The organism is Burkholderia sp. 9120 (assembly GCF_000745015.1).
GTDB lineage: Bacteria > Pseudomonadota > Gammaproteobacteria > Burkholderiales > Burkholderiaceae > Paraburkholderia.
Window position 1 is genome coordinate 5,441,691 of sequence record NZ_JQNA01000002.1, and the last position, 22,296, is coordinate 5,463,986.

Genomic DNA, 22,296 nt, shown 5'->3' on the forward strand with positions numbered 1-22,296 from the left:
GTTTGGGAAACCGGAAAACTTGCGGCTGGTTTCATGGCTTGGCTAGTGAGCCGTGATGGATTCGTCGCTCGACGCGTACGACAGAAGCGGACACGTCAATAAAACCCACCCCGAGCCCGCGCATGACGCGGATCGGCCATACCCCGCAGCGACTCCAGCCCACGGCTGATCCAGCTTTTAACCGTACCGATCGGCGCGTCCAGCGTATGAGCGATTTCCGATTGCGATTGCCCACGAAAATAAGCGAGCGCGATCGCCTGCCGCTGCCCGGGCGTCAAGCGGCCGAGATAAACCGACAGCCGTTCGGCATCCAGCGCAACCTGCTGCGATAAATCGCCGTCGCCGCTTGCATTGCGTTCGTCGAGTTCCTCGACGTACACGCCCGCATACGGATTGCGCCGCAGGTAATCGAGCGCCTGGTTCTTCACGATGGTCGACATCCACGTCGACGGCGACGCCTTGTCCGGATCGTATGAACCGGCGAAGCGCCAGATCTTGATGAAGCCGTCCTGCACCACTTCTTCCGCGGATTCGCTGGTGCGTGTCACGCGCACCGCCAGCCCGAACAGCGACGGCGCCGACAGCCGGTACAGCGCCTCGAACGCGACCGCGTCGCGCTTGGCGATGCGTTTGAGGAGCGCCGCGAGATACACGCTCCGGTCGTCCAATGCGGGCGCGCAGAGGCTCACGTCCGTCGAAGCATGCTGTGTCATTCCCCCTCCTTCGGAACGGTGCGTGCCGGTTTACTCTGTGGCGGCTTGCGGCAGCGGCGATTGCTGCGGCGACGGCGACTGCGCCTGCGCTTGCAACGCCGGCGCGGCGAACCAGCCCTCCTCCCGCGCGACGCGTTCGAGCGCGGCCTCGATCATCGCGCACGCCCGGTTGCTGACGTCGCCGAGATAACGGTGCAACGCGGCGTCCTGCGCCGAGCGGGACGAGCAGGTGTCGCTGTAGCGTTCGAACGCCGACAGCTTCATGACCAGTTCCGCCAGATGACGCGGGCACTCGCAGGCAATCGTCGACGAGCGCGCCGCGATCGCCTCCAGTTCGGGATCGTCGTAGCGACGCCGCACGCGCGACCAGACGGCGTCGTCGCCGGTGCGCTCCTGAATCCGCACGCGCTCGCAGAGGTCGCCCAGCATCTGGCGGAATTCCGTTCTGCCGTCGGCCTCGCGATACAGGCGCACGCCCGCCACGCGCAATAGTTCGGCCGCTGGCCCGGTGCCGAAACCGTAGACCACCGCCATCGCTTTAGCCTGATGCGCGTCGCCGAGCGCAATGATTTGCGCCGCGATGTCTTCCTGAAGCGAGTCAACGTTGACGAGCAATGCGTCGATCGACTCGCTTTTACCCGCGCTCTGAGCGGCGGCGTCGGCAAGGTCGGCGAACGTGCTCAGTGTGTTCACGCCATAACGCCGCACATCCACGCCAGAACCTTGCAGGCGCTGCGCGAGATTGCCCCCCACCAGCCCAAGCTTGATATCGACGGTGTCGGCGACGCTAAAGTCCGGCGGGCCGTCGCCTTCGCGTGCGTTGCGGGAGGCCAGAAACTGCAACTGCTCGCGATCGAGCCGCGCAATTGCGCCAATCGCGTGGCCCCGGCTCACCAGCATCTTGATCAAAGTGAGGCGCCGAACGTCGTCTTCGGTGTAGAGCCGCTGTCCGGACGCGGTCTTGGCCGGACCGATCACGCCGTAACGGCGCTCCCAGATCCGCAGCGTCGTGACCGGCATTTTGGCCAGGCGCGCCGCTTCGCCGCTCTTGTACCCCTGTTGAATCGGAGATTGCTCGTCATGCGTAGTCACCATGAAACTCCATATGGGTCATCTTCGTTTCAAGCATAGGCCAAATTGCGCTACACCGACACGACTTATTGACTCAATTCCTCCATTTGAAACGCCTTTTTTGATGCGCTATGCTTTTTTCGTCAATCCCATGCTCCGCCTCGAATCACCGCGCCGCGCCCGCCGCTCCTGGTCCCGGGCGCGCGCCGTCGCCGTCCGCCGACGCCGGATCGTCCACTCAGCCACGCAGGCCGCATCGTGAACATTTCTGATTCCCGCCCGCATATCGCGGTTGTCGGCGCCGGCATCGCCGGCTTGTCATGCGCCACGACGCTGCGCGCCGCCGGCTGCCGGCTGCGTCTGTTCGACCGCAGCCGCGGCCCGGCCGGGCGCATGAGCGCGCGACGCGACGGCGACTGGCAGTGCGACCACGGCGCGCAATACTTCACCGCCCGCGACCGCGCGTTTCGCGCCGAAGTCGCGCGCTGGCAAAAGGCCGGCGCGGCGGCGGCGTGGCCCGCGCGCCTCGCCGTGCTGGACGCGCCGAACTCAACCGCGCACACCACGCAGATCGAGCGCTTCGTCGGCACGCCGCGCATGAGCGCGCCAGCGCGGCTGCTGGCCGAGACGCTGCCGCTCACCACCGATTGCACCATCGAGAAAGTGCTGTGCGAGCCGCGCGGCTGGCGCTTGTGGTCGGCCGAGCACGGCGTGATCGACGACCGTTTCGACGCCGTCGTGCTGGCGATGCCAGCGCCGCAAGTCGCGCCGCTGCTGCATGCACCCGCGCCCGAGCTCGCCGTGATGGCCAGCAGCACAGTGATGCGCGCGTGCTGGGCGTTGATGCTGCGTTTCGACGCGCCGCTGCCGCTGGCCTTCGACGCCGCTTTCGTCAATCACGGCCCGCTGCGCTGGATGGCGCGCGACAGCAGCAAGCCCGGCCGCGGCGGTCCGGAAACGTGGCTGCTACATGCGCGAGCGGAGTGGAGCGAGGCGCATCTCGACACGCCGCCGGAGCAGGTCGCGGCGGCCATGCTGGCGGCGTTCGAACAATGCGGCGGACGCAAGCCCGTCGCATGGACCGCGCACCGCTGGTCTCACGCGGACGTGGCGCCCGACGGCGATCCAGCGCCGGGTTACGTGTGGCGCGAGGTGGATGGCTTGGGGTTATGCGGCGACTGGCTCAACGGCGGACGCGTCGAAGGCGCGTGGTTGAGCGGGCGGGCGCTCGGGCATGAAATGCTGAGGGCGCTGCAATCGGTTTAACGGTGGGAGAGTGAAGCGGGTTTGTTGGCGCAGGCAGGCGGTGCTTTACGCGCAGCCGTTGCTTCTAGCGACCGGCATGCACAAAACGCCGCAAGAAACGCCGTCCGACGCCGCACGTTCGCGTCAAAGTCCGGCGGGAGAAAATGAAAAAACGAAAACGCGCCGTTCGCCCGCGCGATCCAATCGCAGGCAAACGGCGGGCGCAGCAACGGACAGCCAGCAGCGAACATCGCCGCCGTCCGTCAGCCCAAGACTCAACCCACGATTCAGGCCACCTTGTAACGCTCAAGCCAATGCGCGTAAGGCGCCGGCAACGTCCACGACGGACGCTCGATCCCCAGCTTCTTCGCCGCGTGATACGGCCAATGCGGATCGGCCAGGTGCGCGCGGCCGACCATCACCAGATCGAGCTGCCCGTTCTCGACCGAGCGGTTCGCCAGTTCCGGCGTATCGATGCCCCATGCCGACGACACCGGAATATCCGCTTCACGTCGAACACGTTCGGCGATCGGCGCGAGGAAGGCCGGCGCCCACGGAATCGCCGCCGTCGGCGTCGAAAAACCGACGCTCACGCTCAGCATGTCCAGCCCTTCGCGCTTGAAGTTTTTCGCCAGTTCGATCGATTCCACGAGGGTTTCCTCGTCGCGGCCGTCGTACTCGATCACGCCGAAACGCGCCGTCAACGGCAGATGTTCCGGCCACACCTTGCGCACCGCCGCCAGCGTTTCGAGCATGAAGCGGCTGCGGTTGTCGAGGCTGCCGCCGTACGCGTCGTCGCGCTGATTGGAGTGCGTCGAGAAGAAGCTCTGGCCGAGATAGCCGTGCGCGAAGTGCAGTTCGAGCCATTCGAAGCCCGCGTCGAGCGCGCGTTTCGCGGCGGCAACGAAGTCTTCACGAACCCGCGCGATGTCGTCGAGCGTCATGGCTTTCGGCACTTTCGGCAAACCGCCGCCGAATGCAATCGCCGACGGCGCAAGGGTTTGCCAGCCGCGCGGGTCGTTTTCAGCGATATGGTCGTCGCCTTCCCACGGACGGTTGGCGCTGGCTTTGCGGCCGGCATGCGCGATCTGGATGCCCGGCACCGCGCCGGACGCCTTGATCGACGCGACCACCCGCGCGAACGCCTGCGCCTGCTCGTCGTTCCAGATGCCCGCGCAGCCCGGCGTGATGCGGCCTTCCGGCGACACCGCCGTCGCTTCGACGATCACCAGCCCCGCGCCGCCGCGCGCCAGACCGGCGAGGTGCACGCGGTGCCAGTCGTTGATCAGACCGTCTTCGGCGGTGTACTGGCACATCGGCGGAATGGCGATACGGTTGCGCAAGGACACGCCCTTGAGCTTGTACGGCTGGAACAATGCGGACATTCGGTTCAACTCCTTCTGGGATAAGCTTGTACGGTAGTTCGATAAACATCGAATAACGAAGTATCTCAGAAACGTTTATGATCTGCAGGATGCGTACTTATAACCATCCTGCCGCTGAGGACTTCACGCTCGGGCGGCTCTTCCATGCGTTGAGCGATCCGGTGCGGCTCGAGATCGTGCGACGGCTGGCGTCGGTCGACGAGGCCACCTGCGGCGATCTCGACGGCGGCCGGCCGAAGTCGACCGTGTCCCATCATTTCCGGATCCTGCGTGAGTCGGGGCTCGTGCGCACGCGCGTGGCGGGCACCGTGCATCAGAATTCGCTGCGGCGCGCGGATCTGGACACCCGTTTCCCCGGTTTGATGGAGGCGGTGCTCAGACAGCTCGTCGCGGAGGATTTCGCGGCGAACGAGCCGGTGCTGAGCGAGCCGGCCTGAACGGCAGGCCGGAAACCAGCGGAATCGGCGGACGAGGCGTAGGCGGAACTACTCGCGCCAGAGCTTGCGCATCAGCGCGAGCAACGCGGTCGGCGCCGTGCCTTTTTGACAATAGCCGTCAAAATTGTGGCGCGCTTTACCGGTTTCCTTCACGTGATCCTCGTCGAGCGACGTGAACGCGACGATGCCGAGACTGTGTGTCGGCAGATAGCTGCGCAGCGCGCTCGCGGTCTCGTAACCGTCGCGCTCCGGCATCATGATGTCGAGCACCACGACGTCCGGCACCCAGTCCTTCACACAGCGCAGCGCTTCCGCGCAACCGTTGGCGGAGCGGGCTTCCACGCCTTCGTAGGAGAGATAGGTGGCGAGCGCTTCGGCCGCGCCGGCGTTGTCGTCGACAACCAGCACGCGCGGCATTTCGTGTAAGACCCGGATCTCGCGGGCGCTCCACCTTTGACAGGTCGATGGGGTTCGGGACATGGCTAACCGCTTGCGAAAAAAACACTTACCGCCAGCAAGCTGCGTACCATACCCGCTGTCGTCGTCCCTGCCCCCGTTCAAACCGGCCGCCGCTGCCATGCTCTCGCTCTCATGAAACCGCTCGCCAACCGGGACCATCAACTGCGCCTGTTCGTCGCCGTCGCAAAGGCGAATTCGTTGCGCGAAGCCGCCGAGATTCTCGGGCTCACGCAACCCGCGCTGAGCAAACAGATTCGCGCGCTCGAAGCGGCGCTGAACGAGACGCTGTTTCTGCGCCACGGCCGCGGCATGCAGTTGACGCCCGCCGGCGAAGCGCTGTTTCTGAAACTCGAACCGCTGTTCAACTCGCTCGACGCCACCTTCGCGCACGCCGGTCATCCCGGCGAACAGCGCGGCACGCTGCGCATTGCGACCGTGCAAACGCTGGTGGCCTGGTTCATCCCCGAGTTGAGCCGTCAATTGCTCGCGCTCTACCCTGACCTGCTGCTGACGATTCATTGCGACAGCTCGGCCAACGTGGTCGAAAGCGTGGAGCGCGGCAAAGCGGATCTCGGCTTTGTCTACGAGACCGCCGTGGACGGTCCCGAACTGGTCGCCGAACCGCTGTTCGAAGAACGGCTGGCGCTTTATATCCGCGCTGACCACACGGCCGACGCCGACGCGCTGGCTAATCTCGGCGGCTTGCCGCTGATTCTGCCGCCGCGCCCGTTCGCGCTGCGCCGCATGGTCGAGCGGGCGCTGGGGTATAGCGTGCAGCCGTATATCGAATGCGATTCGCTCGAATTGTGTCTGCGCCTCGTGTCGATCGGCGACGGCGTGACCGTGCTGCCCGACAGCCTGCCGCGCGATATGGTCGAGGATCGCGGCCTGCGCCGCGTACCGTTGAACGCCATTTCGCCACGTCGGCTGGTTGCGCTGTCGCGCCGCGCACGCGGCGCGTCGCGCAGCTTCGACAGCGCGCTCGAGATCGCTTTGCGCGCCGGCGCCCAAAGCGCGATAACTCCCGGTTAATCCAGAGTTATTTCTGGGCACATAGCTCACGTCCTGCAAGGGACCAATACTGGCTTCAGTCCGGCAGCCTCGCGCCGATCACCGGAGTCAGTCCCCCTCTTGCATGGAACCCACCGTGAACGATCCTCTTTCCGCGCTCGACGGCCTCGCCGCCGCGAGGCCGCGCCGCGCGCTGCCGCCCCGTTACAAGGCCGTCTTGTCAGCCACCGCCGGTTCGATCATCGAAGGCTTCGACTTCATCGCATACGGCACCGCGGCGGCGCTGGTGTTCAACCGGCAGTTCTTTCCCAATCTCGATCCCACCAGCGCGACGCTGGCGTCGTTCGGCGCGTTCGCCACGGGTCTTTTCGCGCGGCCGCTCGGCGCGGTGCTGTTCGGCCATTTCGGCGACCGCCTCGGCCGCAAGTCGATGCTGACGCTGTCGCTCTTCCTGATGGGCTTTTCCACCATCGCGATCGGCCTGATCCCGAACTATGCGCAGATCGGCGCGTGGTCCGCCGTTCTGCTGGTCGCGTTGCGGATCCTGCAAGGCGTGGCGCTCGGCGGCGAAATGGGCGGCGCGGTGCTGATGGCGGTCGAACATGCGCCCGCGAGCCGCGCGGGTCTGTTCGGCAGCCTGCCGCAGATCGGACCGCCGATCGGCCTGCTGCTGTCGACGCTCGCCTTCAGTCTGTTGACCCGGCTGCCCGAGCCGGCCTTCCAAAGCTGGGGCTGGCGCGTGCCGTTTCTCGCTAGCGTCGTGCTGGTGCTGCTCGGCGCGTTCGTCCGGCGCAGCGTGGGCGAAACGCCGGCGTTCGAAAAAGCCGCGCGCGCCCGCCCACCCGCCGACGTGCCGCTCTGGCAACTGCTGACGCGGCATAAGAAAGCGTTGCTGCTGGCGATCGGCGCGAAGCTGCCCGAAGTCACCCTTTACTACGTGCTCACGGTGTTTCTGGTGTCCTATGCATCGACCCGGCTGGGGTTCAGCCGCAACGCCGTGTTGCAGGCGGTCATGCTCGGCGCAGCGATTCAGATCGTGACCTTGCCGCTGATCGGCTACTTCGCGGATCGTGTCGGCGTGCGACGGTTTTACCTCGGCGGCGCGGTGGTCATGGCGTTGTGCGTCGTGCCGCTGCTGCGGTGGATCGATAGCGGCAGTCTCGTCGCGTTGCAGGTAGCCGTGGCCATTGCGCTCGGCCTGAACTATCCGCTGCTGTTCGGTCCGCAGTCGGCACTGTTCGCCGCGCAGTTTCCCGTCGCGGTGCGCTTTTCCGGCATTTCCATCGGCATTCAGTTTGCTGCAGCCATCGGCGGCGGGCTGGCGCCGATCGTGGCGACCGCGCTCGTTTCACGCTTCCATAGTCTGCAGCCGATCGCGTTTTACGTCGGCGCGCTCGCGGCCGTAGCTGCGCTGTGCACACGTCTGATGAAAAACGTGCCTTCGGCGCAAACGCCAACGCAAACTCAAACACCGATGCCGATGTCGCTTAACTCGCAAGGAGAATGAACTCATGAAACAGCGCGCAACCGTCACGGGCATCGGCGCGGTCAATGCCGACGACCCGCTCGGCACACTTGCCGACGCCTGCCGCATCCTGTCGGCGAAAGGCCATATGGCGAGCCTCGCCGGACAGATCACCTGGCGCGACGCGACGCATCGCGGCTACTGGACGCCCGCGCTCGGCACGAACTTCGCGGACGCGTCGGCGGCGTCCCTCGTGCTCGTCGACGATGAACTCAACGTGCTGGAAGGCGCCGGCCGGCCGAATCCGGCGGTCCGGTTTCACGCGTGGGTGTATCGGCATCGTCCCGACGTGCACGCGATCGTCCACACGCATCCGCGCCACATCAGCGCGCTGTCGATGCTCGGCGTGCCGCTGCCCGTCGCGCACATGGACGCCTGCATGTTCCACGACGACTGCGGCTTCCTCGAAGACTGGCCCGGCGTGCCGATCGACGACGAAGAAGGCCGCATCATCACCGCGGCGCTAGGGGCGCGGCGCTCCGCACTGCTCGTCAATCATGGCTACATCTGCGCGTGCGCGTCGGTCGAGGAAAGCGTGTACATGGCGGTGTCGATGGAAAACGCCGCCGAACTGGCGCTGCTGGCCATGGCGGCCGGCACGATCAAACCGGTGCGCGCCGATCTCGCTCAGGCGGCGCATGACTTTCTGCTGCAGCCTTCGATCGTGAACGCGACCTTCGCGTATTGGCTAGAGCAGGCTGGAAGATAAATCGCAAGCCACGCCGGCGCGGGCGTGGCGTGGCGTGGGCATGGCGCCAAATTGATACGAAATTGTTTCTTTCAAATGAAAATGATTCGCATTTGAATTATAATTCGCCGGAACAAAAGTTCCGCGCATGGACAGATGATCTGCTAATTGCATATTGATTGCCCGCCGGGACGCCAGAAAAATGCCGCCCGGATTCCAAACGCGCCCCGGGACGGAAGATCGACGACCACGCCCATTCCTTCATCCATGTCCGTTTCACGCTCGAACACGCCGCAGGTCGCGCCTGCTAAAACCGCGCTTCACCGCGCCGCCATTCTCACCGCCATCGCCGTCGCGTTCAGTGTGCCGGCTGTCGCTTCGGCCCAATCGGCCCAATCGGCCGAAGCGACACAAACGCCTCAAGCACCGCAATCGCCCCAGGCAACCGGCAAGGACGCCGCGCCCGGCAGTACCCTGCCCGCCGTCAAGGTCCAGGCGGCCAAAGAAGCGCTGCCCGGCGATCTCGCGCCGACTTTCGGCGGCGGCCAAGTGGCGCGCGGCGCCGACTTCGGCGTGCTCGGCCAGCAGAAGAATCTCGACATGCCGTTCAGCATGACGACCTACACGTCGAAACTGATCGAAGACCAGCAAGCCCGCACCGTCGGCGACGTGCTCGCCAACGATCCCGCCGTGCGCGTCGCCAACGGTTTCGGCAACTTCTCGCAGGTCTACATCATTCGCGGCTTCCAGTTACAGGGCGACGACGTCTCGCTCAACGGCCTCTACGGCATCACGCCGCGTCAGCTGGTGGCGACCGATGCGCTCGAACGCGTCGACCTGTTCAAAGGCGCGAACGCGTTTCTGGGCGGCGCCTCGCCGAACGGCTCGGCGGTCGGCGGCGGCCTGAACCTGCAACTGAAACGCGCCGACGACAAACCGCTGACCCGCGTCACACTCGAAACCAGCGGCTCGGGCGAGTTCGGCGCGCACGTCGACGTGGGCCGCCGCTTCGGCAGCCAGGACCAGTTCGGCATTCGCGTGAACCAGGCGAACCGCGACGGCGAAACCTCGATTGACGGCGAACACCGGCGCGACAACACCACGGCGGTCTCGCTCGACTGGCGCGGCGACAAGGTGCGCTTGTACGGCGATTTTCTGTATCAGCGCCAGCGCGTCAACGACGGCCGTCCGACGGTCAACGTCAGCGGCAATTTCGTCCCGGAGCCGCCGTCGGCAACCTACAACTACGCGCAGACCTGGAGCAGCAGTTCGCTCGAGGACACGGTCGGCATCCTGCGCGCGGAATACGACTTCCTGCCCGGCTGGACCGCCTATGTGGCCGGCGGCGCGCGCCATACCGACGAACACGGCGACTACGCGTCGCCGACCGTCGGCAACACCGGCACGACCTCGTTCCGCCTCGGCGTGCCGCATCAGGAAGATGCCACGTCCGCGGAAGCCGGCGTGCGCGGCCGCTTCAACACCGGCCCGGTTTCGCACTTCGTGACGGCGGGCGCGTCGATCGTGCGCGTCGACTCGCAGTCGGCCTTCACGTTCAGCGGTTCGTTCAACACCGACCTGTACAACACGCCGCAACTGCCGTCGCCGGTCACGATCGGTTCGGGCGGCAATCTGGCCGATCCGCAAACCACGGCGCTCTCGTTGATGCGCAGCGTCGCGGTGTCGGACACGCTGGGCTTCCTGAACGATCGCGTGCTGTTCACGATCGGCGCGCGGCATCAGGCGCTGCACTCGAACGCGTTCGACTACACCGGCAAGCAGACCGAGGCCTATAACGATTCGATCACGACGCCGCTGTTCGGCCTCGTCATCAAGGCGACGCAGAACCTGTCGTTCTTCGCGAACCGCAGCGAAGCATTGACGGTGGGTTCGCAAGCGCCGACCAACGCGCTGAACTTCGGCGCGTTGCTGCCGCCCGAGCGCTCGAAACAGTACGAAGTCGGCACGAAGTACGACAACGGCAACTACGGCGCGTCGCTGGCCGCGTTCCAGATCGAGAAGCCGTCGACCTTCACGAACGGCGCGGGCTTCTTCGTTGCGGACGGCACCGAGCGGCATCGCGGCATTGAGGCGTCGGTGTTCGGCGAGCCGTACAAGGGCGTGCGCGTGATCGCCGGCGCGACTTACATCAACGCGCAGCAACTCGACACGGCCGGCGGCGCGACCGACGGCAAGCGGCCGATCGGCGTGCCGAGCTTCATGTTCAACCTGGGCGCGGAATACGATGTGCCGGTGGTCAACGGCTTGACGCTGACCGCACGCTGGACGCATACCGGCCCGCAGTATCTGAACACGACGAATACGCTGTCGATTCCGACGTGGGACACGTTTGACCTCGGCGCGCGCTACGCCGCCGTGGTGTTCGGCAAGCCGACCACGTTCCGCGCCAGCGTGCTGAACGTCGCGAACAAGTCGTACTGGTCGTCGACGACGGGCGGTTATCTGACACAGGGCGCGCCGCGCACGTTCCTGCTGTCGATGACGACCGACTTCTAAGTGTTGCCGGACCCGAGTCGCGGTTGACGCGATGTCGGTAAGCGATAAAAAACGCCGCCGGGCTGATGGCCCGGCGGCGTTTTTCTATGTGGCGGGTGATGCGTGCAGTGCTCTTGATCGGGTCGCGATAGCGATAGCGATAGCGATAGCGATAGCGCTAGCGCTAGCGCCCAGCGTTACGGACAACAACATACCGTTGCCGAACGTCGCCGGTTAGCGTCCGTGTTGTTGCTCTGTGTCGACCGGCGAAACGGTCTCATCCGTCTCACCCGCCACAGCCGCCTGTCCCGAGCGCAGCGACCACACGCTATCCACGCGCGCCGACCCGACACGCGCACGCGCCTTGCGCCACATCCACGCGAAACACAGGGCGCCAAGCGCCGCGCCGATATCGACACCGAGCGGACTCAGGTCCGTGGAGAACCACAAACCGCTCGACGGCACCATCCAACCGATCAGACTCGCCACCGGAATCGCCGCCGTGGACAACGTCGCCAACGCCAGCAATTCCACCGACCCGCGCGCCGCGCCACGCAACATCGCCCAGACGATCGCCGCGATAAACGCCGTGTAGTAGATGCCGATATGCCACGCCGACAGATTGCTCACGTGGCCAGCGAGCAGCTTACCGGCAGCGAGCGTCGCCGAAATGCCGCAGATGCAGCCGAGCGTCACGCCGACCGTCAACGACGCCATCAAGAAGGTCGAGCGCCGCTGCGTGACCGCGACGCCGTCGCGCCGCATCGCCTTGCGGCGGCTTTCGATCCACAACAGATTGCCCGAGTAAAACAGGAACGCGCCCGCGAGCCCGAGCACGAAATACCCCCAGCGCACCGGCGCGCCGCCGTAGCTACCGAAATGCAGCGCATAGAACGCGCTCGTCGAGGCCGACCAGTGATTGCCGTTGCCCTCGCCCGGGAGAAACTGCGCGTTGAGAAACGCGCCGCTGAACGGGTCCATCAACGCGAAACCGCCGTAACGCGCCAGATAACCGGCAGCGTCGCCCGCGACGAACACCGTCGCGCCGGCTGCTCCCGCGCCGCGATAACGCAACGCCGTCGGCACGAAATGCGGGGCACGTTCGTGGACTTTCGCGAGCAACTGGGCGGGCGGCAGCATCGCGGGCACGGACGTGCCTTGCGATCCAGCGGGTCCCTTCGCGAAGAACGGGTTTTGCGCGGTCATCATCGGCTTGAGCGAGCCTTCGTAGATCAGCTTGTCCTGCACGTCGAAGATGGTGTCGCCCAGGCCGAACGCGACCGCCGACAACGCCATCACCAGATGAAACGGCAAGCTCAGAATGCCGACCACGTTGTGCGCGTCCAGCCACATCCGCTTCAGATTCTTGCCGATGCGCAACGCGAACAGATCCTTCACCAGCGTCGGCAGCAACACGATCACACCGGACACCAGCGCGAGCCCGTACAGCAGCGACACCACGCCCATCACTCCTACGCCGACATCGTAGCCACCCGGTACGCCGCCCGTCATATGCAACGCGTCGATAAGCCGCGCCGCGTCGGAAGGCCGGCTTTGCGTCGCGTGCAAACCGCCCTGCCCGTCGAGCCACGCCTGCCAGCGCTGCCCCGGTGCGGCTTGCCAGGAAAGCCGCACGCGGTCCGCGTCGACGAGCGTCAGCGTGAACATCTTGCGCGCCGCCGGATACGCGCTGAGCGTGCGGTCGATCAGCGCATCTGCGCGATCGAGCGGCACCGTCGGCGTGGCGACGACCGCGGGCGGCGTCGTCCAGTCGCTCAGCGAATCCTTGAACATGGTGATCGCGCCCGCGTAGAACGCGATGAAAAGCAGCAGACCGGCGACGATGCCGGTCCACGTATGAACGGTCTTATAGACGCGAAGAATATCGCTGCGCATGCTGAACGGAAGATGAAACGAGCGGCGCGCCGCTCGCGGAATAAACAGCCGACGCGCTCAGACCGGCAAGCGCTGACAGAGCAGAACCAGCGCGAACGCGGCCACATTCGCCACGACGATCCAGGCGGCCGCGCGTACGGCGCCACGAAACAGAAACGTTGCGGACGCAACCGCCATCCAGACTGGCGGCACGAGCCACATCGCGACATGGAATTTGCTGGCCGCCGTGAGCCCGCCCGGCGACAGACGCGCGAGCAACGCGCTCGCCGCAATCGCAAGACCGAAACCGCCCAGCGCGCCAATCACGAATTTCAGCAGCAGTCCATGCTCGATCGAACCGGCCGCTTGCCGGTGAGTGGCAGCGCGCGTCATCGCGCGGCGCGCCTGAAGCGCGTACGTTCGATCAACGCGCCGACGAACGGATAAACGGTCAGGCTCGCCATCAGCGTCGTGACGACCACCGACAGCGACGTCACCGGTTGCAGAGCACTCGCCGCGCACCCAACCGAAAGCGCGACGCAAACCGCCGCCGCGCAGCGCGCCGGAAGTGCAGGCAACGGCGCGCGCAACCAGCGCTGGCCCGGCATGCTGCAATAAAAAAACAACGCGCCGGCACAGGCCAGCGCGACGATGAAAACGTTACCCATGATTCGACGAAATGGCGTCCGAGGTCAGAGCTTGTTAATGAGAATGATTATCATACACGCCCGGTCGTTTTTTCGTCTCGCAGCGTGGCAACGTGCATTGAGCGCGCCACGCTCAATGCGCTAGAAACGGTGCCGCATACCCGCCGCCACAACGAGCTGCTGATTGGTCGACGAAGCGGTCTGGCCGCTGACATCGGCGGTGAGACCCGAGCCGTCGGCGCTGATGTGTTCGTAGCTGCCTTGCAGATACACATCGGTACGCTTGGACAACGCATAGTTGGCCTGCAGCGACACTTCATGCCACTTCGGATGATGTTCGCCGTGCGCATTCGACAACGCGCCGGACGTGTACGTGTACTCGCCGTTGAGACTCAACGCCGCCGTCAACGCGTAGCTCGCGTTCGCTTCGTAGTTGCTGAAGCTCGCGCCTTGGCCGTTCTGCACGAGGCCGAGACTATTCGCGCCGTTGATCGTCGCGAGCCCGCCGAGCTGCGTGCGCGTCCACACGAAGCCGAAGGTCGCCGCACCTAGCGCGTAGTTCGCGCCCGCGCCGTAAGTGCGCTGACGCGCCGCGATAAAGGTACGGTCGGTCAGCGTCAACGCGCCATTCGCGTTGCTGCTGCCGCCGTTGTTCGCTTGCAGGTAACCCGCGCCGAGACTCAACGGACCCGCGTTATACGAAGCGCCGAAGCTATACAAGCGGTTGTCGTCGAAACCCGCGGCTTCGTTCGAGAAGCCGTACAACGCGCCGAAGCGCAAGCCGGCATAGTCGTTACTCGCGAACTTCAGCGAGTTGTTCACCCGAAACGAGTTGTTCAGGTTGTCGTTGTCGTACGGATGCGCGGACAGATTATTGCCGCCGGGATGATGTCCGGTGAAGCTGAGCGGCGCCAGATAATCCACCACCGAATCGTACTGTCGCCCGAGCGTGATCGTGCCGAGGCTGTTGTTCGTCAGCCCCGTATACGCCTGATAGCCGAACATGCGGCCGCCCTGGCGCAGCGTTCCGTTCATCACGCTGAAGCCGCTTTCGAGCTGGAAAATCGCCGCGGTGCCGCCGCCCAGATCTTCGCGGCCGCGAAAGCCCCAATGGCTGCCCGTCACGTTGCCGCTGCCCGCCTGCACGTTGCTGTGGCCGTTCTGGTTGTTCACGTAGGACAAGCCCGCATCGATAATGCCGTACAGCGCCACGCTCGACTGCGCGTGCGCCATCGGTGCGTGAACCGCGCCGTACCCCGCCGCGCACGCGGCAATCATCAGAACCTTCTTCATTGTTTTCCCCTGGTCAGTCGATAGATCTAGGCAACCGCGAGCGCGCACAACGACGCGACGCCTTCAACGAAGGCGTCGTTCGATCTACGGCAAACGGCTTGTGTAGTGGGCTGGCTGGGCCGCGTGGTTAACGGCTGGCGATGCCCGTGCGATCGGCGAGACCGTCGATCAGCACTTGATGGTGTCCACGCGAGCACGGCTCGATTCGCGCGACGACACCGAAAACGTGAGCCAGGCTCGCCGCCGTGACGACGGCCGGCGGTGGTCCGAACTGGACGATGCGGCCGTCGTGCAGCAACATCGCGCGGTCGCAGGCACGCATGGCGACGTTGATGTCGTGCAGCACGACGACGGTCACGATGCCGCGCTCGCGCGTCACGTCGCGCAACACCTGCATCACATGAAACTGATGGTTCAGGTCGAGCGCGGAGAGCGGCTCGTCGAGCAGCAACACTTGCGGATCGCGCACCAGCGCTTGTGCGATGCCGACCAGTTGACGCTGACCGCCGGACAACTCGTCGAGCGAGCGCGTGGCGAGCGTGTCGATACCGAGGCGTTGCAGCACCGCGTGCGCGTGCGCGATATCGTTCGCGTGATGCGCACCGCGCGGTTGCAGCGACGCACCGCGCGTCGCGCGGCACGCCACTAGTACCGACTCCAGCACCTGCAGCCGCACACCCGCAGGCAGTGCCTGCGGCAGATACACGACGCTATGCGAGCGCGCGCTCGCCGCCGACAACGCGAGCTTCTCGCCATCCAGCGACAACGCTCCGCTACTCGCGTGCGTGAGACCCGCCAACGTGCGCAGCAACGTGGATTTACCGCTGCCGTTCGGTCCGAGCAGCGCGGTGATCTGACCGCGCGGCAGCGGTCCGGCGTCGAGCGAAATGAGAACCTGGCGGCGTCCGTAATTGACGCTCAGGTCGTGAATGTGCAGCCCGCTCATCCGAGTTGCCCCTGCGATCGCACGACGATACCGAGAAACTGCGGAATGCCCACCAGCGCCGTGACGATGCCCACGGGAATCAGCACGCCAGGAATGATCAGCTTCGACGCGATCGACGCCAGCGACAGCATCAGCGCACCGAGCAACGCGCTACCCGGCAGATAGAAACGGTGGTCCTCGCCGAACAGGGTCCGCGCGATATGCGGCGCGATCAGCCCGACGAAACCGATCGTGCCGACGAACGACACCGCGAGCGCCGACAGCACCGAGACGCGCAACAGCGTGCCCAGCCGCAAACGTCGCACGTCGATGCCGAAGCTCGCCGCGCGATCTTCGCCGAGGCGCAGCGCGGTGAGCGTCCACGCGTTGCGCATCGACATGGGCACCGCGATCGCGAGCGCCACGCTCAGCACGGCGATCTTGGTCCAGTCGGCACGCGCGAGCGAACCCAGCGTCCAGAACACGAGACCTTGCAGCGCGTCGGCCGATGCGATGAACTGCATCAGCGACACTAGCGCGTGAAATGCGAACACCAGCGCAATGCCCATCAGCACCACGCCCGCCGTGCTCATGCCGCGCCAACGCGCGACGCCGTCGAGCATCAGCGCGGACAACAGCGCGAACACGAAGGCATTCGCCGAAACGATCCACGTTTGCGACACACCGGGAATCGCGATGTCGAGCACGATCGCGAGCGACGCGCCAAATGCCGCCGCCGCCGACACGCCGAGCGTGTACGGACTCGCGAGCGGATTGTTGAGGATGGTCTGCATCTCCGCGCCCGACAAACCCAGCGACGCGCCCACGATCAACGCCATCACCGCATACGGCAAGCGGATCTGCCAGACGATCACGCTCGTTGCCGGATCGGCCGAAGACGGATCGAACACCGTGCGCAACAGCGACGCGATCGGCAAACCCGACGGGCCGGAGCGCAGATCGAACAGCAACGCGCAGACAATTAACGCGGCGAGCGCCACCAGCGACATCACGCGTCGTTGCGTGAGACGCCGATAGCTGCGCAGGCTGGCGCCGTGCGGATCAACCTGATTCACAAGCGTGGACATCGATTCGATTCCGCTCCGGCTAGTGCGACGCGAGCGCCGCGGCGCTGCCGGTGCCGCTGCCGGTGCCGTCCACCCAGTACGCGCCGGCAGGCGGTACCGCGAGGAAGCGGCGATACAGTTCCGCTTGCGTCGCGTGCACGTCGAGGTCCTTGAACTGCTGCGGGTAGAACCACTTCGCGAACGCCTCGATCGCGACGATGTTGTACGGCGAGTCGTAGTAGTTGTGCGAGATGCCATGCACGCGGCCGTCGTGGATCGCCTTGATCGTGTCGAAGCCCGGCCGCGCGACCAAGGTCGCGAGACTGGCGCGCGCGTCCGAGTCACTGGTCAGCGCGCCCACGCGCAACGACGCGAGGCCCGGTTTGGTGCGACTGCCCGTCGCGATGTAGACATCCGGACGCGCCGCGATCACCTGTTCCATGCTGATATCGCCGAGTACGCCGGGCACGAGGCCGGCGGCAATATTGCGGCCGCCCGCCGCCGTGATGAACTCGCCGAAGTTGCCGTTGCCGGCGGTGTGGCAGCAGCCCGCGTCCCACACGCCCGCGAGCAGATCGACGAACACCTTCGGCCGTTGCGCTTGAGGCACCGCGTCGACCACGCTTTGCACGCGCGCCAGATGCTGTTGATAGAACTGCGCGTACGCATCGGCTTCCTTCTCGCGATGCATCACCGCGCCGAGCAGCTTGATACTCGGCAACGTGTTTTGCAGCGGATGCAGCCGGAAATCGACGAACACCACCGTCGTGCCGGTCGCTTCGAGTTGCTTGACGAGCGCGTTATAGCGGCTCGGGCCGTGGCCGGCGAGGCTGAAGATTGCGAGGTCCGGTTTCAGGCTCAACGCCTTCTCGTCGCTGATGCTGTCTTCGGACGCTTTGCCGATTAGCGGCACCTGCTTGATGCCCGGAAATTGCTCCGCGTACGCGTTGAAGGTCTGCGGGTCCATTGCCGGCAAATCGCCTTGCCAACCGACAATGCGCGCAAGCGGTTGCTTGCCTTCGAGCAGCGCGACCGCCATCAGCAGACGGCTTTCGCCGAGCAGAATGCGATGCGGCTCGGCGGGGATGTTGACGATGCGGCCGGCGAGGTCGGTGACCGTGCCGGATGCGGCGGGCGTGATCGACGTCGATGCGGCGGGCGCGGCCGCGAAAGCCTCGGGGCTACCAATGGCCGCAACCAATGCAATTGACGCGATCGACGTGATCCACGCGATCGACCAACCCACCGCCGCCGCAACGACGCTCAGCCGCGCAAAACGGGCGCGGCTGGAAAAGCTCCTAAAAATCGACATGATATAGTTGGTGAATGAGAATGATTGCCATTTGCCAGCCACTTTAGCGACGCAATGTAATGGCGATGTGTTGAAAAAGCGCTGTTTTGTAATGGAATGTGTTGGCGCGGTTCGAACCGCATCCGACGCCCCACGCCGACCCGCAGGGCGGCTACCATCCGCATCGGCGAATCCCGGGGCAAAGAACAAGAGTTTGACGATGGACCACATATTGATCGTCGATGACGATCCCAACATCCGCCATTTGCTGCGCGACTATCTGCGCGACATGGGCTATGACGCGAGCACCGCCGGCAACGGCGCGGAGATGCAGCGGATCATCCATTCGTCGCAGGTGGATCTTGTCGTGCTGGATCTGATGCTCGACGGCGAAGACGGCCTCGACATCACGCGCGAACTGCGGCGCTCGCACAGTGTGCCGATCATCATTCTGAGCGCGCGCGGCGGGCTGCTCGACCGGATTCTCGGCCTGGAAATGGGCGCGGACGATTACCTGCCCAAGCCCTTCGACCCGCGTGAACTGGTCGCCAAAATCAAGGTGGTGCTCAGGCGCACACGCGCCATGCCGGTGGCGCCGCGCGCGGATGCGAACGCCTTCGTCAGCTTCGCCGGCTGGCGGCTCGATACGCGCATGAAGCAGATGCTGTCGCCGGAGGGCGTGGTCGTGTCGCTCGGCGGCTCCGATTACCGCACACTGCGCACGCTGCTCGATCATCCGAACCGGCCGCTATCGCGCGAGTTTCTGCTCGATCAGGTGTTCGGCAAGGAACGCACCCCGCTCGACCGTTCGATCGACGTGTGCATCAGCCGCTTGCGCCAGCATCTGAAAGATGTGGCGCGGCGCGCGGAAGTGATCCGCACGGTGCGCAACGAAGGCTATATGCTGGTCGCCGATGTGGCGTATGAAGCGTGAGGCGCGCGCGTTCATGAAGCGCCTGTTGCCGCGCTCGCTGCCACGCTTGCTGCCACGCGCATTGACTCGCCTATGGCCCGACACGCTTTACGGCCGACTCGTGCTGATTCTCGTGGTCGGCATGTTCGGCGGCCAGTTGTTCACCAGCACGATCTGGTTCGAGACACACGACAACCGCACGCTCGAAATTCCCGCCCGTCTGTTCGCGAGCCGTCTCGCCGATACAGTGCGGCTCCTGCAACACGCGCCCGACGACGCCGCGCGCCGCGCGATCATCGGGCAACTCGGCGACGAGCGCTATCGGCTCAGGCAGATCGACGCGCCGGTCGCCTCGCCGGTCGAACACGCCGACGGTCAGGTCGCGCAATACATGGTGGGAAATCTGCTGTCGGGCGTGATTGCGCGGCGTCTCAAGGAACCCGTCGACGTGCGTCTGCTCGACGCCCACCTGCGCGACGAGTCCGGCCACCACTCCGGCATGCTGAGCCTGTTCAATTCACGCATGCCGACCGGCGATTTTCATGTGCAGCTCAAAGTGCCGAACGGTCCGTGGCTCGATGTCGAGGCCAATGAAGGACAGGCCGGCATGCAGACCCAACCGTGGTCGCTGGTGCTCGACTATCTGCTACGGATTTACTTCGTGCGCTTCATGGCGGTGTTTCTGCTCGCGCTCGTCGCGGTGCGATTTGCCGTGCGTCCGCTGAGAGAACTCGCGAAGGCGGCCGAGGCGCTGGGCCGCAATATTTATCGTCCGCCGTTGCCGGTCAGCGGGCCGCGCGAAGTGCGCACCGCGGCGCAATCGTTCAATACGATGCAGAAGCAACTGACCGACGGCCTCGCCGCGCGCACGCGTTTTCTGGCCGCCGTGTCGCACGATCTGCGCTCGCCGCTTACGCGTCTGCGCTTGCGCGCCGAAATGCTGCCCGATCCGGCATGGCGCGAGCGGCTGCGTGGCGATCTCGACGAGATGGAAGCGATGGTGCGCACGACGCTCGACGCCGTGCAGGGCGTGGAAATCACCGAAGCGCGCCACGACATCGATCTCGATTCGATGCTCGACAGCATCGCCGCGGATGCGCGCGAAGCAGGTCATGCGGCAACGGTGGAGGGCAATGCGTTACGCCCCTTCCCCGGTTATCCGCGCAACCTGAAGCGTTGTTTGCAGAACCTCGTCGACAACGCGATCCGCTACGGCGGCGAAGCGTCGATACGGGTCAGCGATATGGCGGGAGAAGTACAGATCGTGGTCGGCGATAACGGTCCCGGTATCGCCGATGAAGCCATGCTCGAACGCGTCTTCGAGCCCTATTTCAGACTCGCTGCGCAAGGTGTCACGGGAGCGACAGCAACGACGGGCACCGGACTCGGGCTCACCATCGCGAGAAGTATCGCGGCCGCGCATGGCGGCACGCTTGTGCTCAGAAACCGGCCGAACGGTGGGCTCGACGCGGTTTTGACACTGCAGCGGTATAGCTAACGCCCGGCCTGTTACGCGCCAGCCTTTTCCACCGCGCGCTGGTACGCGGGCCGAGCTTCGAAGCGGTCGACGAACGCCGTGAGATTCGGGAACGCGTCGCGTCCGCAGAAACGCAGCGCCGTCTGCGCGACGTAAGAAAGCTGGATATCCGCACCCGACAATTCGCTACCGAGCAGATAGTCGCGGCCGGCGAGTTCCTGATTCAGAAAGCCCAGGTGATTCTGCAATTCACTGCTGATCCGCGGTTGCAGCGGCGCAGCGCCGTCGCCCAGGCGCGCGGTGTAGACCTTCAGCATCAGCGGCAGCATCGCCGAGCCTTCGGCATAGTGCAGAAACTGCGAGTAACGGTCGTATTCGGGCGTGCCGTAAGCCGGGCCCAAACGACCGTTGCCATAACGGCGAATCAGATAGTCGACGATCGCGCCGGACTCGAAAATCACTGCGTCGCCGTCGCGAATCACCGGAGCCTTGCCCAGCGGATGAATCGCCATCAGTTCGGGCGGAGCGAGACGGGTGTCGGGATTGCGCTGATATTGAACGAGCTTGTAGTCGAGGCCGAGTTCTTCCAGCAGCCAGGTGATACGGCGTGAACGGGATTCGTTGAGGTGATGGACTTCGATCATGATGTGGCCCGGTGGAGTGGGAAGGTGGAAGAAAGAGTGAAGCATGCGCGCAGTTGCGAATCGCGTCGAGGATTCGCAACTGCCGTGTCGTTAGGGCACAAGCCCCGGCTCAAACTCAAGCTCAGGCGAAACGCAGCAACACCTTGCCCTTGCGTGCGCTCTTGCCACTCGCCTCAGCCGCCAACGCCACGTTCTCCACATCGAATACCGCGTCCACCGGCAACTTCAACTCGCCGGATGCCGCCAGCCCGATCAGTTCGCCGACCATGCGCGCTTTATCCGCAGCCGAAGTGACTTCGAAAATCTTGCTGGCCCAAAAGCCTTTGACCGTTGCCTGCTTGAAGATCGCATCGCCGGAACTGAGCCGCATCGGCTCGTTCGACATTGCGCCGAACGACACCAGCGTGCCGTTTTCGCCGAGCAGGCCGAAGATGTCGCCACTCGCATCGCCGCCCACCGAGTCGACGCCCGCGACCAGCGGCGCCTCGCCGATCAACTCGCGCACACGCTTCTTCCAGCCGTCGCCGTCCGTCGACACCGCATTGCCGATGCCGATCTCGGCCAGTTCCGCCACGCCCGCTTCGCGCCGCACCAGATTCACGACATGGATACCGCGCGAATTGGCGAGCATCGCCAGCGTCTTACCGACTGCGCCGTTCGCCGTGTTCTGGATGAACCACTGGCCCGCTTCCAGATGCAGATACTCGAGCAACATCACGGCGCTCAACGGCATGGCGATCAACTGACAGCCTACTTCGTCGCTGACCGCATCCGGCAGCGGAATCACCGCAGCCGCCGGTGCCAGCACGTAATCGGCCCACGCCTCGTGAATGCCGGCCACCACCACGCGTTGACCGACCTTCACATGCGCGACGCCTTCGCCCACCGCATCGATCACCCCGGCGACTTCGGTGCCGCCCACGGCCGGCAGCGTCGGCTTGTAGCCGTACTGACCGCGAATGGTCCAGAGGTCGTGATTGTGAATCGGCGACAAGGTCGCTTTGATCCGCACCTGGCCCGCGCCCGGATTCGGCGTGGGACGCTCGGCGAGTTGCAGCACTTCGGCCGGATTGCCGAAAGCGGAATAGAGGACGCTACGCAAAGTCGATCTCCTTGAACGTGCAACGATTGAAG

21 protein-coding genes are annotated in these 22,296 nt (G+C 65.0%); 8 read left to right on the forward strand and 13 right to left on the reverse strand.

Going from position 1 to position 22,296, the window contains the following annotated elements:
• Positions 1-95 precede the first annotated feature (95 nt).
• Together FA94_RS32360 and FA94_RS32365 are read right to left on the reverse strand one after the other, a co-directional pair.
• Complete coding sequence (locus FA94_RS32360; protein ID WP_081936271.1) at positions 96-713, reverse strand: RNA polymerase sigma factor; 618 nt, start codon at positions 711-713, stop codon at positions 96-98.
• 30 nt (positions 714-743) lie between these two features.
• The gene (locus tag FA94_RS32365) at positions 744-1,808 is read right to left on the reverse strand and encodes a MerR family transcriptional regulator (protein WP_051981001.1); all 1,065 of its coding nucleotides are present in this window, start codon (positions 1,806-1,808) and stop codon (positions 744-746) included.
• A 234-nt stretch (positions 1,809-2,042) separates the two neighbouring features.
• Here FA94_RS32365 and FA94_RS32370 point away from each other — a divergent pair, with 234 nt between their 5' ends.
• Positions 2,043-3,050 carry an NAD(P)/FAD-dependent oxidoreductase gene (locus tag FA94_RS32370; RefSeq protein WP_081936272.1) on the forward strand — a complete coding sequence of 336 codons (1,008 nt, stop codon included), beginning with the start codon at positions 2,043-2,045 and terminating at the stop codon, positions 3,048-3,050.
• Positions 3,051-3,316: 266 nt separating this feature from the next.
• On the opposite strand, the gene FA94_RS32375 is transcribed toward FA94_RS32370, so the two are convergent.
• Positions 3,317-4,414: an NADH:flavin oxidoreductase/NADH oxidase gene (locus tag FA94_RS32375; protein WP_035559341.1), complete on the reverse strand. Its 1,098-nt coding sequence runs from the start codon at positions 4,412-4,414 to the stop codon at positions 3,317-3,319.
• An 89-nt stretch (positions 4,415-4,503) separates the two neighbouring features.
• Between FA94_RS32375 and FA94_RS32380 the strand changes: the two genes are divergently transcribed.
• Positions 4,504-4,851, forward strand: coding sequence for an ArsR/SmtB family transcription factor (locus FA94_RS32380; RefSeq protein ID WP_035559344.1), 348 nt, complete (start codon positions 4,504-4,506; stop codon positions 4,849-4,851).
• A gap of 48 nt (positions 4,852-4,899) precedes the next feature.
• Here the strand turns inward: FA94_RS32380 and FA94_RS32385 are convergent, their stop codons facing one another.
• On the reverse strand, positions 4,900-5,331 hold the full coding sequence (locus tag FA94_RS32385) for a response regulator (protein ID WP_197070266.1): 432 nt from the start codon (positions 5,329-5,331) through the stop codon (positions 4,900-4,902).
• 111 nt (positions 5,332-5,442) lie between these two features.
• Here FA94_RS32385 and FA94_RS32390 point away from each other — a divergent pair, with 111 nt between their 5' ends.
• From FA94_RS32390 to FA94_RS32405, 4 genes are all read left to right on the forward strand, one after another.
• Positions 5,443-6,342, forward strand: a complete 900-nt coding sequence (locus FA94_RS32390; RefSeq protein WP_035559347.1) for a LysR family transcriptional regulator — start codon at positions 5,443-5,445, stop codon at positions 6,340-6,342.
• Positions 6,343-6,457: 115 nt separating this feature from the next.
• Positions 6,458-7,828, forward strand: coding sequence for an MFS transporter (locus FA94_RS32395; RefSeq protein WP_231585081.1), 1,371 nt, complete (start codon positions 6,458-6,460; stop codon positions 7,826-7,828).
• A 4-nt stretch (positions 7,829-7,832) separates the two neighbouring features.
• Positions 7,833-8,555 carry an aldolase gene (locus FA94_RS32400; RefSeq protein ID WP_035559350.1) on the forward strand — a complete coding sequence of 241 codons (723 nt, stop codon included), beginning with the start codon at positions 7,833-7,835 and terminating at the stop codon, positions 8,553-8,555.
• Positions 8,556-8,801: 246 nt separating this feature from the next.
• A complete protein-coding gene (locus FA94_RS32405; protein ID WP_035559353.1) occupies positions 8,802-11,051 on the forward strand; it encodes a TonB-dependent receptor in 2,250 nt (749 codons plus the stop codon).
• 213 nt (positions 11,052-11,264) lie between these two features.
• Here the strand turns inward: FA94_RS32405 and FA94_RS32410 are convergent, their stop codons facing one another.
• From FA94_RS32410 to FA94_RS32440, 7 genes are all read right to left on the reverse strand, one after another.
• Positions 11,265-12,926 (reverse strand): PepSY-associated TM helix domain-containing protein, encoded by a 1,662-nt coding sequence (locus tag FA94_RS32410; protein WP_035559356.1) that lies wholly within the window; start codon positions 12,924-12,926, stop codon positions 11,265-11,267.
• A 57-nt stretch (positions 12,927-12,983) separates the two neighbouring features.
• On the reverse strand, positions 12,984-13,298 hold the full coding sequence (locus FA94_RS32415) for a hypothetical protein (RefSeq protein WP_051981003.1): 315 nt from the start codon (positions 13,296-13,298) through the stop codon (positions 12,984-12,986).
• The gene (locus FA94_RS32420; protein ID WP_035559359.1) at positions 13,295-13,573 is read right to left on the reverse strand and encodes a hypothetical protein; all 279 of its coding nucleotides are present in this window, start codon (positions 13,571-13,573) and stop codon (positions 13,295-13,297) included. The genes FA94_RS32415 and FA94_RS32420 overlap by 4 nt, the downstream gene beginning before the upstream one ends.
• 120 nt (positions 13,574-13,693) lie before the next feature.
• Positions 13,694-14,845, reverse strand: a complete 1,152-nt coding sequence (locus tag FA94_RS32425) for a porin (RefSeq protein WP_035559362.1) — start codon at positions 14,843-14,845, stop codon at positions 13,694-13,696.
• A 127-nt stretch (positions 14,846-14,972) separates the two neighbouring features.
• Entirely contained in the window at positions 14,973-15,791 is an 819-nt protein-coding gene (locus tag FA94_RS32430) for an ABC transporter ATP-binding protein (protein WP_035559365.1), read from the reverse strand.
• Positions 15,788-16,858: a FecCD family ABC transporter permease gene (locus FA94_RS32435; RefSeq protein WP_035559368.1), complete on the reverse strand. Its 1,071-nt coding sequence runs from the start codon at positions 16,856-16,858 to the stop codon at positions 15,788-15,790. Before FA94_RS32435 ends, FA94_RS32430 begins: the two co-directional genes overlap by 4 nt.
• 19 nt (positions 16,859-16,877) lie before the next feature.
• A complete protein-coding gene (locus FA94_RS32440; RefSeq protein ID WP_081936390.1) occupies positions 16,878-18,149 on the reverse strand; it encodes an ABC transporter substrate-binding protein in 1,272 nt (423 codons plus the stop codon).
• 199 nt (positions 18,150-18,348) lie between these two features.
• Between FA94_RS32440 and FA94_RS32445 the strand changes: the two genes are divergently transcribed.
• Both FA94_RS32445 and FA94_RS32450 read left to right on the forward strand, forming a co-directional pair.
• On the forward strand, positions 18,349-19,062 hold the full coding sequence (locus FA94_RS32445; RefSeq protein ID WP_035559370.1) for a response regulator: 714 nt from the start codon (positions 18,349-18,351) through the stop codon (positions 19,060-19,062).
• A gap of 13 nt (positions 19,063-19,075) precedes the next feature.
• Positions 19,076-20,539 (forward strand): ATP-binding protein, encoded by a 1,464-nt coding sequence (locus FA94_RS32450; RefSeq protein WP_051981403.1) that lies wholly within the window; start codon positions 19,076-19,078, stop codon positions 20,537-20,539.
• 11 nt (positions 20,540-20,550) lie between these two features.
• On the opposite strand, the gene FA94_RS32455 is transcribed toward FA94_RS32450, so the two are convergent.
• Both FA94_RS32455 and FA94_RS32460 read right to left on the reverse strand, forming a co-directional pair.
• Entirely contained in the window at positions 20,551-21,162 is a 612-nt protein-coding gene (locus FA94_RS32455) for a glutathione S-transferase family protein (RefSeq protein WP_035559374.1), read from the reverse strand.
• A 121-nt stretch (positions 21,163-21,283) separates the two neighbouring features.
• Entirely contained in the window at positions 21,284-22,264 is a 981-nt protein-coding gene (locus FA94_RS32460) for a zinc-binding dehydrogenase (protein ID WP_035559377.1), read from the reverse strand.
• Positions 22,265-22,296: the final 32 nt, after the last annotated feature.